The sequence below is a fragment of the Klebsiella sp. CB_Kp196 genome (assembly GCF_040061575.1).
GTDB lineage: Bacteria > Pseudomonadota > Gammaproteobacteria > Enterobacterales > Enterobacteriaceae > Klebsiella > Klebsiella michiganensis.
In genome coordinates, this window is sequence record NZ_JBEAFH010000034.1 from 140,367 (window position 1) to 151,806 (window position 11,440).

The 11,440-nt window shown below is 55.7% G+C and carries 10 protein-coding genes; all 10 read right to left on the minus strand.

The annotated features are described in order from the left end of the window. Positions 1 to 10: 10 nt before the first annotated feature. The 10 genes from ABLU87_RS08585 to nuoI all read right to left on the minus strand — a co-directional run bounded on the left by ABLU87_RS08585 (position 11) and on the right by nuoI (position 11,432). Positions 11 to 2,560: a fimbria/pilus outer membrane usher protein gene (locus ABLU87_RS08585; protein ID WP_048260673.1), complete on the minus strand. Its 2,550-nt coding sequence runs from the start codon at positions 2,558 to 2,560 to the stop codon at positions 11 to 13. A 30-nt stretch (positions 2,561 to 2,590) separates the two neighbouring features. Beyond that, positions 2,591 to 3,253: a molecular chaperone gene (locus ABLU87_RS08590; protein ID WP_064357792.1), complete on the minus strand. Its 663-nt coding sequence runs from the start codon at positions 3,251 to 3,253 to the stop codon at positions 2,591 to 2,593. 62 nt (positions 3,254 to 3,315) lie between these two features. After that, positions 3,316 to 3,852, minus strand: coding sequence for a fimbrial protein (locus tag ABLU87_RS08595; RefSeq protein ID WP_014230249.1), 537 nt, complete (start codon positions 3,850 to 3,852; stop codon positions 3,316 to 3,318). A 425-nt stretch (positions 3,853 to 4,277) separates the two neighbouring features. Continuing rightward, the gene (locus tag ABLU87_RS08600) at positions 4,278 to 4,829 is read right to left on the minus strand and encodes a tyrosine-type DNA invertase (RefSeq protein WP_025106679.1); all 552 of its coding nucleotides are present in this window, start codon (positions 4,827 to 4,829) and stop codon (positions 4,278 to 4,280) included. Positions 4,830 to 5,030: 201 nt separating this feature from the next. After that, a complete protein-coding gene (gene nuoN / locus ABLU87_RS08605) occupies positions 5,031 to 6,488 on the minus strand; it encodes an NADH-quinone oxidoreductase subunit NuoN (protein ID WP_004852828.1) in 1,458 nt (485 codons plus the stop codon). A gap of 6 nt (positions 6,489 to 6,494) precedes the next feature. Next, entirely contained in the window at positions 6,495 to 8,024 is a 1,530-nt protein-coding gene (nuoM, locus tag ABLU87_RS08610; protein WP_004104059.1) for an NADH-quinone oxidoreductase subunit M, read from the minus strand. Between the two features lie 163 nt (positions 8,025 to 8,187). Next, a complete protein-coding gene (gene nuoL, locus ABLU87_RS08615) occupies positions 8,188 to 10,029 on the minus strand; it encodes an NADH-quinone oxidoreductase subunit L (RefSeq protein ID WP_025106678.1) in 1,842 nt (613 codons plus the stop codon). After that, the gene (gene nuoK / locus ABLU87_RS08620) at positions 10,026 to 10,328 is read right to left on the minus strand and encodes an NADH-quinone oxidoreductase subunit NuoK (RefSeq protein ID WP_004104062.1); all 303 of its coding nucleotides are present in this window, start codon (positions 10,326 to 10,328) and stop codon (positions 10,026 to 10,028) included. Before nuoK ends, nuoL begins: the two co-directional genes overlap by 4 nt. Next, positions 10,325 to 10,879: an NADH-quinone oxidoreductase subunit J gene (nuoJ, locus tag ABLU87_RS08625; RefSeq protein WP_014230252.1), complete on the minus strand. Its 555-nt coding sequence runs from the start codon at positions 10,877 to 10,879 to the stop codon at positions 10,325 to 10,327. The genes nuoK and nuoJ overlap by 4 nt, the downstream gene beginning before the upstream one ends. A 10-nt stretch (positions 10,880 to 10,889) precedes the next feature. Further along, positions 10,890 to 11,432: an NADH-quinone oxidoreductase subunit NuoI gene (nuoI, locus tag ABLU87_RS08630; protein WP_004104066.1), complete on the minus strand. Its 543-nt coding sequence runs from the start codon at positions 11,430 to 11,432 to the stop codon at positions 10,890 to 10,892. Between the last annotated feature and the right edge of the window lie 8 nt (positions 11,433 to 11,440).

The window sequence follows — 11,440 nt, forward strand, 5'->3', positions numbered from 1 at the left end:
ATCCTTTCGATTATCGGCATTGCGCCTGGGCCACAATAATGCCGGTAAGTTCTTTTGCTGACGGCAGCGCATAGTGGATCTGGCAGCGGTCTTGCGTCCCGGAGCCCCACTTCACGTTGAGTACGCCGTTAGATTCCAGTCCGGTCAGGTAGACCTGTCCGCCATCGCCAACGATAAACGCCTGCTCAGAGGATGCCGCCCCGGGGACGCTGACCATGGCCCCGAAAGGCAGGGGTTGCCCGTTCTCCTGGCGTACCGTCATCAGTACCCGGTTACCCACGCTGGTGGCATAATTTGCGCGAACCACCGCCCCACGGGTAGGCACAACCGTCTGCGTCGCCAACTCGAGGTCGACATCGTCCGGCATCGTCGTGGTATCGAGCGTCAGGATATTCTTACGATACGGCGAGGCGTAAGGCACGACGGTATAGCCTCGCCAGTCGGTTCTGACCCCTGTTTGGCTATTCACGCCGACGCCGGCGGCGCCGGGCGCCTTGATGAGAGCGACGGTTTCGCCGAAAGGCTGCCCCAGCGTCAGGCCGTTTTCATGTACCAGCGCTCCGCCGCGCAGGGCGTAGTTCAGCCGATGGCTGTATTTATCATGGCTGTAGCCGCCGGTAAGTTCAGCATAGGTTGCACGCCAGTCCGCATTGACGCTGCCGCTCTCCCCTCTTCCCTGGCTGGTGTAGCCTTCCTGCACGCTCCAGCTCAGGTTATTACGCTCCAGCAAGGTGCCGGAGAGGCCCAGATTGTTGCTGGTGGAGCCATTTTTGCTGCTGTTCAGGGAGTAGTTGGCATAAACCGGCTTCGGTAGCCATTCCCCCAAAGGCACGCTGATGCTCAGGGCAAAAAGGTGGTCTTCATCATTACGCTTACCGGTGTTCTGGTCGGTCGTATTGCGGTTATAGCTGTAGTTCATGCTATAGCTGATGCCGCGCCAGCTATTGTTGTATCCGACGCCCACTGACTCCATAGTGCGGCCGGTATTCCAGTAATCTTCGCGAATATAGCTCAGCGACAGCGACCCCATTTCTTCGCCAAGGCTCTGGCTGATCGTCACCTCCCCGCGGTTGCGCCGCCGTTCAATAGAAGGCGTGTAGTTGTCATCCCGATAGGTATCCAGCACTTCCTGCATATCCCAGTAACCGCTGGTCGCATAGCGATATCCCGCCAGGCTTACGTTAGTCCCCAGGCCCGGGAGGTCTTTGCTGTAACGCAGACGTACCGACTGCCCGCTCTCTTTATCTTTATCCTGTCGGGTCGACCAGGCCTGGATGATATCGGTCGATACGGCGCCCAGTTCACCGAGGTTTTTCCCCATTCCCAGCGCCACCGACTGGTACTTACTGCTAAACTGGCCGCCGCCGTACAGGGTTAACCCCCAGGGCAAGCCGTAGATTGCCGTCGCCTGCGTGAGGGGCGTTTCGTCAATGCTGTTGTCGTAGGCGCGATACACGCCGGAGGTCATGCTATATTTCAGCCGCCCTTCGCGCTGCAGGACAGGGAGCGAAGCGTAAGGTACGATCAGGTTCTGCTCGCTGCCGTCCGCCTCTTTGATGGTGACGGCTAAATCACCCGAGCCGCCGGTCGGGTACATATCGGTGATTTCAAAAGCGCCAGGCGCGACGTAGGTCTGGTAAATCTCATAGCCGTTCTGGCGAATAATGACCTGAGCATTAGTGCGCGCAATCCCGCGAACGACGGGCGCGTAGCCGCGCAGGCTTTCCGGCAGCATATCGTCATCGGAAGCCAGCATCGCCCCGCGAAAGGGAACACCCTCAAAAACGTCGGCGTCCGTGCTGCTATCGCCCAGCGTCATCACCCCCTGTAGCGATTTGATGTTGCGCTGCGCATAAGTATAAACCGTGTCCCAACTATTACTGGACTCTCCCCCGCTGCTGCTGCGCGACCAGGTCGTGTAGTTACGTAAACGCCACGGCCCGACGTTGATACCGGGGCGCAGGTTAACGTATTGATTATCGCTGTCCGGCGTATCGTTCTGACGTGACCAGTTATTTGCCCCGCTAAAGGAGTAATTCAGCAGGATCGCCGGCACCCCCTCATCCCACTGTTTCGGATCCACCCAGCCGCGGGCGGCGCTGGTCACCGCCGCCTGCGGGAAGCTCAATAGCAGGCGCTGCTGGCTGAAGCGAAAATCAGATTTTGCCTGCGGTATCACGCTGATATCCGCGCAGCCGGGCGATCTGCGGCCCAGCTCTGGAAATTGGGAGACGCGCACGCCCCATTCGGCCAAATCGTCTACCGTCAGGCAAGGCTGTAATTCCGTTATTCCCGGCCCTTTGCTCTGCTGAAAAACCACATCGCGGGTGTCCATAAAAACATTATTAAGATAAATATCTACCCGATAGGTCCCCGGCAGCTGTCCGCCAGCCTGCTCGTAAGCGGATAAATCCCTGACGCCCGTATGCGGGCCGTCCATTTCCAACAGGGCCGGGTTAAAAACCTCCCGCGCCAGGACATCTTCACACAGCGGTAGCAGCGCAACGGCCAGAGCGCCGGCTATCCGGTTAAGCCGCCATTTATTATGATTATTTTTCATTTTCCCTGGAACTCCCTGGCCTGAAAGCCTCTACAAATTCGCGTGGTGCAGCGCGCCGGTACCGCCATAATCGTTAATCAGTTTCCACTGCAAAGCGCCCGCGCTGACGCCCGGCAGTTGAAAGCGCGCCGTTTCCCCTGGCCCCACCCAATTGGCCTCTTTAACTTCGGCGCCCGCCACTTTGACCTCGGCAAAATTCATATAAAAGGCGGTGGGATTCATGACCTGTAGCGTATTGCCGCTGCGCGTCCAGCGAAGCTGCTCCGTCACCATCTCCGGCGTTCCCTCAACGGATTTAGGTCGATAAATTAATTTGATGCGCGTTTTGATAGCGATCTGTAGGGTATTGGCGCCGGCTTTAGCCTGCGAGGAGGGAATCGCTTTGATGTTCATCCAGAACATACTTTCTTTATTTTCCGGTAAGCCGCCGCTGTAAATTACCCGCAGTCGGGTTTGCTGCTCGCCCTCAAGGCGAAATAAAGGCGGCGTTAACAGAAAAGGGGCTGCGCCCTTATTACTTTCAACCCAGCTTTGAATGAGATAAGGCGTAGCATCATTATTAGTTACGCTCAGTGAGGACTCTTTTTTACCGCCGGGATAAATCAGACGAGTACCGCCGGTCACCACGCCCGCATGCGCCGCAGCGCCGACCAACAGCCATCCAGCTATTAGCACTTTCAGGTATTTTTGCATCTCCAGCTCCCTGGAAAAGCGAGCCACATAGGGCTCGCTAACACTGTCATTTAGACGGAAAATTAGTTATAGCTGATGGTAAAGTTGGCTGTACCGTCAGCTTTACCCGCAACGATAGTGCTTTCAGTCTGGATATAACGGACGCGGAACGGCAGATCGATATTGCCGGTAGCGGGGATGGTCAGGCTGGCAGAACGCGTATAGAGCGGCAGCGTCGCGTTGCTGCTGGCGTCAACCAGCTGCAGGGCCACGCCTTCGGCAACGGCAGGATCGGTACCCGCTCCGGTCAGCTGCAGTTTATCATTATCACCGTTGACGTTAGCGCCGGAGAACAGTACCGATGCTTTGGTGACGGTAGTCGGGCAGTTTTCCAGTTTAATCGCGAAATTCTGTTCAGCCGCAGTAGACCCCGTACCGCTAAACGCGGTCTTGGCAATCTGCCCCATCTGAACTTCCAGCGGGTTGGACAGGTCGTTCACCACGTCGCAGCCCGCATCGATAATATCGCCGATAAACTTCACCTGACCGTCATCCGCCAGCGCAGCACCAGAGAACGCCGCGCAACCGGCGACAACAGCAGCAAGTAATGTTTTTTTCATGATTTATCCTTTTCAATGCAGTCGATGCATTAACTTATAAGCGCAATACCCTGCGCATCCTTTTATTTACGTTTGATATTAATAACGCAACAAAACATTGACCCATGAAATGGATATAATATTTTGAAGTGGTCATTATGTATCAATATGACCACTTCAATTAATTAGAATATAAATTGCCAGGGAAGGCGTTTTTGATTTCATATTTATCAGGAAAAATCCCAATAAACACGATAAAAAGCTAAAGAATGAGAGGCGGAACAAACCATACATAAAGCCAATTAAAACAATTAAAAAATAAATGACACCTATAGTTAATATAACTATATGAAAATAATAGTAAAAAATATTGTTAATCATAAATTGACATTGTTACTACCTGTGGATAGCATAGGAGTCAGTTTGATACAAAATGACTATTCCGTTTACCAAACTTCTCTAAACCTCGCATCGTTACTGGCTGTATAGATAACCGTGTGCTGAATATTCCGGTGTCCAAGAAAGTCCTGAATTAATCGCGTATCCACCCCCTTATTAGCCAGCGCGAAACCGCATGCGTGGCGCAGCATATGCGGATGCGCGTTGATTTCCAGCTGGGCGACGAGGCTCAGGTTCTTCATCATCTGGTATATTCTCTGCCGGGATAAAGGCTGGCCATTTCGTGACAGAAAGAGCCAGCCAGAATTATTTCCGGGATAATTATCACGCACGCGCAGCCATTCGTTGAGTACCTTTACCTCTTGTTTATAAATAGGATGAGTGGTTGAAAAGCCGTTCTTCAGTCGACGAATATAAATGACCCCGCTTTGAATATCGATATCAGAGAGCTTCCAGTGACGAATTTCGCTCACTCGACAACCATGATTAAAACACATCCACAGTAAACAGACATCGCGCTCCGGGTTTGCTCCCCGCCTGGCCGCTTCAACCAAACGCTGAACCTCCCCGACAGTCAAATGCTTACGTCTTGTTTTCATTCACTTTCTCCATCTACAAAACACAATAGCGTGCGTAGTAATAATAGTACGGAAAATAAGAGGATGAGTGGAAACGTAAAGTGAGATTAATATGATAAAAAGCATGAATAATACGAAAAAGAGTAAAGAAAGCGCCTGGCGCTTTTGCGTAGATAAAAAAAGGACCGCCGAAGCGATCCTTTTCTCTGGCTAAAGATAGCATTACATCAGCGGCGTAGCCAATTGTACGATGCTGATGAGCGGCTGCGGCCAAACGCCCAGCACCAGCACCAGCAGCGCGGAGATGAGCACCACGATGCCTCCGGCGCTGTACTGCCAGTTAGACGGCGCATCGCGATTCAGTTTCTCCGGCGCGCTCAGATAGAGGCTTACCGCCACGCGCAGGTAGTAGTAGAGGCCAATCGCTGAACCCACCACTACCGCGCCGACCAGCCACCACAGGTGCGCATGCACACCCACCGCCAGCACGTAGAACTTACCGATAAAGCCCAGCGTCATCGGAATACCGGCAAGAGACAGCATCATCACCGTCATTACCGCCGACAGAATCGGACGATGCCAGAACAGGCCACGGTAGGAGTAGAGCGAATCGGCATCCGGGCCGCGGTACGGGCTGGACATCAGGCTCACCACGCCGAACGCGCCGAGGCTGCTGAACAGGTACCCTGCCAGATAAACGCCCACCGCTTCCATCGACATCTCACCGCTCTGCAGAGCAATCAGCGCCACCAGCAGATAGCCAAGATGAGAAATGGAAGAGTAGCCGAGCAGACGTTTAATATTGGTCTGGCTCAGGGCCATCAGGTTCCCGAAGATAATCGAAGCAAAGGCGATCAGGCCCAGCACCACGCGTACCGCCTCGCTGTCGCCCACCGGCATATAGAGGAACAGGCGCATGACCACGCCAAAGATGGCGATTTTACTGGCGGTCGCCAGGAAGGTGGAAACCGGAGCAGGCGCGCCCTGGTATACGTCCGGCGTCCACAGATGGAACGGCACCAGCGACAGCTTAAAGCCGAGACCGACAATCATCAGACCGAGACCAGCCAGCAGCAGCGGCTCGTGCAGCATGCCATCCGTCAGGCTCTTACCGAGCGCCAGGAAGGAGAGGTTACCGGAGTTGGCATACACCAGCGCCATACCGAACAGCAGAAACGAAGAGGCAACGGCGGACAGAATCGTATATTTGATACTGGCTTCCAGCGAACGTTTCTGGCGGAAGGCGTAGCCCACCAGGCCGAACAGCGGCAGCGAAATCAGCTCAATGCCGAGGAACAGCGCCGCCAGATGGTTAGCGCCCGCCAGCAGAATACCGCCCAGCGCGGCGATCAGCACCAGAAGATAGAACTCTTCTTTGTTGTCCTTGTAACCCTCAAGCCACGGGTAGGCGAAAGTACAGGTGGCGAGGCTCGCCAGCAGCACCAGCCCGGTATAGAGCATCGCGTAACCGTCAACGCGAATCAGCGGCGTGACGTCCATCGCTCCGTTCTGACCCACGAACCAGAGTGATATCAGCGCGGCGTTCAGGCCGAGAACCGACAGCGTGGCATTGAGGAAATGATTGCGTCGCCACGCAATGGAGAGCATCACAACCACCACCGTCAAGCCGACGATCAGCAGCGGTAGCAGTGCGATCAGTTGTTGTGGAGTTATTGTCATGGCGAATTACGGCCTTGTAGTAGAAACAGAATTAACAAACCACTGCTGAATGTTGCTCATCGCAGAGTGCGAGGTGTCCAGAATCGGCTGCGGGAAGAAGCCCAGCAGCACCAGCAGAACGACCAGCAGCAGGATGATCGACAGTTCACGCAGGGACATTCCCGGCAGCGCTTTCGCGGCGATTTCGCTTTTTGCTTTACCAAAGTACGCGCGATGCAGCATCGACAGCGAGTACACGGAAGCGAACACCAGACCAAAGGTCGAAATAACGGTAATCACCGGCACGGTTTTATAGCTGCCGAACAGAATCATAAATTCGCCGACGAAGTTACCGGTACCCGGCATCCCGAGGGTCGCGACCGCAAAGAACATCGACAGCGCAGGCAGCCACTTGATCTTGCTCCACAGACCGCCCATCTGACGCATATCGCGCGTATGCAGACGCTCGTAAAGCTGACCGCAAAGAATAAACAGGCCGGCAGCGGACAGACCGTGAGCAATCATCTGAATCACCGCGCCCTGATAAGCCAGCTGGCTGCCGGTGTAGATAGCAATCAGCACGAAGCCCATGTGGGAAACGGAGGTGTAAGCAATCAGACGCTTGATATCGTACTGGCTGAAGGCCATCCACGCGCCGTAGAAGATACCGATGACGCCCAGCCACATCGCGATGGGGGCAAATTCGGCGGAAGCGTTCGGGAACAGCGGCAGCGCAAAGCGCAGCAGGCCGTAGGCCGCGGTTTTCAACAGGATCCCCGCGAGGTCAACGGAACCCGCGGTCGGCGCCTGAGAGTGCGCATCCGGCAGCCAGCCGTGCAGCGGAACCACCGGCATTTTTACCGCGAAAGCGATAAAGAAGCCCAGCATCAGCAGGTATTCCACGCCGTGGGACATCGGCGTCTTCAGCAGCTCTTCATAGTTGAAGGTCCATACGCCGGTAGCGTTGAAGTGCACAAACGCCAGCGCCAGGATGGATATCAGCATCACCAGACCGCTCGCCTGGGTATAAATGAAGAACTTGGTTGCCGCCGTGATACGCGTTTTACCGTCGGAAGCCTTATGGCCCCACAGCGCGATCAGGAAGTACATCGGCACCAGCATCATTTCCCAGAAGAAGAAGAACAGGAACAGGTCGATAGCCAGGAATACGCCGATCACGCCGCCCAGGATCCACATCAGGTTAAGATGGAAAAACCCCTGATATTTCTCGATTTCGCGCCATGAACAGAGCACCGCCAGCACGCCCAGCAGCCCGGTCAGCACCACCATCAGCAGCGACAGACCGTCGATAGCCAGATGAATGCTAATCCCGAATCGCGGGATCCACGGCATCACGAATTCCGACTGCCACTGCGGAATACCGGTAGATTGCGTGAGAGAATAGCCGCCCTGCATCCACAACTGCAGGCCAAGCAGAAACGTCAATCCCATAGTGATCAGCGCGATCCAGCGCGGCATCTTCACGCCAAAGCGTTCAGTCTGCCAGCACAGGAAGCCGCCGATGAAGGGAATTAATATTAGCCAGGGTAATAACATGGCGATCTTTATTCCTTGTTAAAGTCCCGTTCAGGACCGATTTTCAACGAATTCTCACAGAAAATTCACTTCGGATTGCGGGTGTTATTGCCCGGCAGCGCTATGCTTGCCGGGCCTACTGCTTGTAAGTCGGGTTAACCGACAACGCCCACAATCCTCAAACTCAACGCAATACCATCAGCAGCGCCAGCACCACGACAGCGCCGATGCCCATAGAAGCAACGTACCAGCGCAGATAGCCGTTCTCGCTCACCACCAGGCCTTTGCCTGCGAAGCGGGAAAGGATCGCCGGAATGTTCATCAGGGCATTCAGCGGGTCGCTCTTCAGCAGCCACGCCACGCCGAGGAACGGCTTAACGAACACTTTGTCATACAGCCAGTCAAAGCCCCAGGCGTTGTACCACCAGGTACCGAGCAGACGACCCGGCGCGCTGTTGGCAATCGACGTCACCAGCGTGCGTTTACCCAGCCACAGCCAGGCGGCAATCAGAATACCGGCGATAGCAATCACCCCGGAGGCAATTTCCAGCGTCATGACGCGTCCGTGTTCAAGCTCGGTGGTCTGCGGCAGTACGCCTTCCAGCGGCGGCACAATCAGCGCGCCAACGAAGGTCGAGAGCACCAGCAGCACAATCAGCGGCAGATGATGGGTAATCCCCTTCCCTGCGTGAGCGTGAATTTGTTCTTTGCCGTGGAACACGATGAAAATCATACGGAAGGTGTACAGGGAAGTCATAAACGCCCCGACCAGGCCGGCAACCATCAGATTCAGATGACCGTTCGCCATCGCGCCCGCCAGAATCTCATCCTTACTGAAGAAGCCTGCCGTCACCAGCGGCAGCGCGGACAGCGCCGCGCCCCCCACCAGGAAGCAGACGTATACCAGCGGAATAGACTTACGCAGGCCGCCCATCTTGAAGATATTCTGTTCGTGGTGGCAGGCCAGAATCACCGAACCGGACGACAGGAACAGCAGCGCTTTAAAGAACGCATGGGTCATCAGATGGAAAATCGCCGCATCCCACGCCTGCACGCCGAGCGCGAGGAACATGTAGCCAATCTGGCTCATGGTGGAATACGCGAGCACGCGTTTGATATCGGTCTGCACCAGCGCGGCGAAGCCTGCCAGCACCAGCGTTACCGCTCCGACGATACCCACCAGATGCAGAATTTCCGGGGTCATCAGGAACAGGCCATGGGTACGCGCAATCAGGTAGACGCCGGCGGTCACCATGGTGGCGGCGTGGATCAGCGCGGAGACCGGGGTTGGACCGGCCATCGCGTCCGCAAGCCAGGTCTGCAACGGCAACTGCGCAGATTTACCCACCGCGCCGCCCAGCAGCATCAGGGTTGCCCACCACAGCATGTTATTACCGGCTTCGAAGTGCGCAGGCGCCAGTTCGACCATTTCGCGGAAGTTCAGGGTGCCCAGCTCGTTGTAGAGAATGAACAGCGCGAACGCCAGGAACACGTCGCCGACGCGGGTCACCACAAAGGCTTTCATCGCCGCCGCGCCGTTCTTCGGATCGGTGTAGTAGAAGCCGATCAGCAGATAGGAGCACAGCCCCACGCCTTCCCAGCCGAGATACATCAGCAGCAGGTTATCAGCGAGCACCAGAACCACCATGCTGGCGATAAACAGGTTGGTATAGGCGAAGAAGCGAGAGTAGCCCTCTTCGCCGCGCATGTACCAGGAGGCGAACATATGGATCAGGAAGCCGACGCCGGTCACCACGGACAGCATGGTCAGAGAGAGACCGTCCAGCACCAGGTTGAAGCCGACGTTGAAGTCGCCCACCGACATCCAGGTCCACAGCGGCACGCTGACCGCCTGTTTGCCGTTGGCGAAGAAGTCAACGCCGACAAAGGCCGTGACCAGCGCCGCCAGGCCTACCGAGCCTACCCCCACGGTGGCGGATAAGTTTTCCGACCAGCGGCCGCGAGAGAAGGCCAGCAAAACAAAGCCAATCAATGGCAAAAGAATGGTTAAGGCAAGCATGTTCATCCGCGCAACTCACTTACTGAATCGATGTTCAGGTTTTGGCGACGACGATGGAGCTGCAGCAGCAGCGCCAGGCCGATACTCGCTTCCGCGGCGGCGAGGGTGATGGCGAGGATATACATTATCTGGCCATCGGTCTGGCCCCAGTAGCTCCCTGCAACCACGAAAGCCAGCGCCGCGGCATTGATCATGATCTCCAGGCTAATCAGCATAAACAGCAGATTGCGGCGGATGACCAGCCCCGTCAGGCCGAGGACAAACAGGACAGAGGCGAGGATCAGTCCATGTGTTAAGGGGATCATGCGTGTTCCTCCGTTTTTCTTTTATCGCTGTCGTTCGGACGGTTGCTCAGCACTTCCCCGACGCGCTCTTCACGGCCGATATGGAAGGCAACAACCAGGCCCGCGAGCAGCAGCATGGAGGCCAGCTCCACCGCCAGAACGTACGGACCAAACAGCGCAATACCGACCTCTTTGGCGTTAATCGCCGCGCCGTCGATACCCTGATCGTTAATACCAAGGATGGCGTAAACGATAACCACCAGCAGTACCGCTGCGAGAATGGCCGGACCGATCCAGATCCCAGGTTTCAGCCACTGGCGCTCCTGCTCGATTTCGCTGCCGCCCAGGTTGAGCATCATCACCACGAACACGAACAGCACCATGATGGCCCCGGCGTAGACGATAATTTCCAGCGCACCGGCGAAATAAGCCCCTAAGGAGAAGAACACCCCGGCGATCGCCAACAGCGAAATGATCAGGTACAGCAGCGCGTGCACCGGATTGGTGTGGGTGATCACCCGCAGGGTTGCGAGGATGGCTATCAGGCCACAGATATAAAAAGCGAATTCCATTGCCCTCTCCTTACGGTAACAGGCTCTTGACGTCGATAGGCTTAGCTTCGTTCTCTGCTTCGCCCTTATCTTTGCCGTCGATTGCCATACCCGCCATCCGGTAGAAGTTATATTCCGGGTATTTACCCGGACCGGAAATCAGCAGATCCTCTTTTTCGTACACCAGATCCTGACGTTTGTATTCGCCCAGCTCAAAGTCCGGGGTCAACTGAATCGCCGTGGTCGGGCACGCTTCTTCGCACAGGCCGCAGAAAATGCAGCGCGAGAAGTTGATGCGGAAAAACTCCGGGTACCAGCGGCCGTCTTTGGTCTCCGCTTTTTGCAGAGAGATACAGCCTACCGGACAGGCTACCGCACACAGGTTACAGGCAACGCAGCGCTCTTCGCCGTCCGGATCGCGCGTCAGCACGATGCGGCCACGGTAGCGCGGCGGCAGATATACCGGCTCTTCCGGGTACATCCGAGTTTCACGTTTGGCAAAGGCGTGCATCCCGATCATGCAGATACTGCGGACCTGGGTGCCAAACCCTACCAATAATTCTTTTAAGGTCATGGTCAATT

What these genes read in the sequence shown, in the direction of transcription:
- nuoJ (WP_014230252.1), bottom strand. Translation starts at nt 10,879, where the DNA reads ATGGAATTCGCTTTTTATATCTGTGGCCTGATAGCCATCCTCGCAACC.
- ABLU87_RS08600 (WP_025106679.1), bottom strand. Translation starts at nt 4,829, where the DNA reads ATGAAAACAAGACGTAAGCATTTGACTGTCGGGGAGGTTCAGCGTTTG.
- nuoI (WP_004104066.1), bottom strand. Translation starts at nt 11,432, where the DNA reads ATGACCTTAAAAGAATTATTGGTAGGGTTTGGCACCCAGGTCCGCAGT.
- nuoK (WP_004104062.1), bottom strand. Translation starts at nt 10,328, where the DNA reads ATGATCCCCTTAACACATGGACTGATCCTCGCCTCTGTCCTGTTTGTC.
- ABLU87_RS08595 (WP_014230249.1), bottom strand. Translation starts at nt 3,852, where the DNA reads ATGAAAAAAACATTACTTGCTGCTGTTGTCGCCGGTTGCGCGGCGTTC.
- nuoM (WP_004104059.1), bottom strand. Translation starts at nt 8,024, where the DNA reads ATGTTATTACCCTGGCTAATATTAATTCCCTTCATCGGCGGCTTCCTG.
- nuoN (WP_004852828.1), bottom strand. Translation starts at nt 6,488, where the DNA reads ATGACAATAACTCCACAACAACTGATCGCACTGCTACCGCTGCTGATC.
- nuoL (WP_025106678.1), bottom strand. Translation starts at nt 10,029, where the DNA reads ATGAACATGCTTGCCTTAACCATTCTTTTGCCATTGATTGGCTTTGTT.
- ABLU87_RS08590 (WP_064357792.1), bottom strand. Translation starts at nt 3,253, where the DNA reads ATGCAAAAATACCTGAAAGTGCTAATAGCTGGATGGCTGTTGGTCGGC.
- ABLU87_RS08585 (WP_048260673.1), bottom strand. Translation starts at nt 2,560, where the DNA reads ATGAAAAATAATCATAATAAATGGCGGCTTAACCGGATAGCCGGCGCT.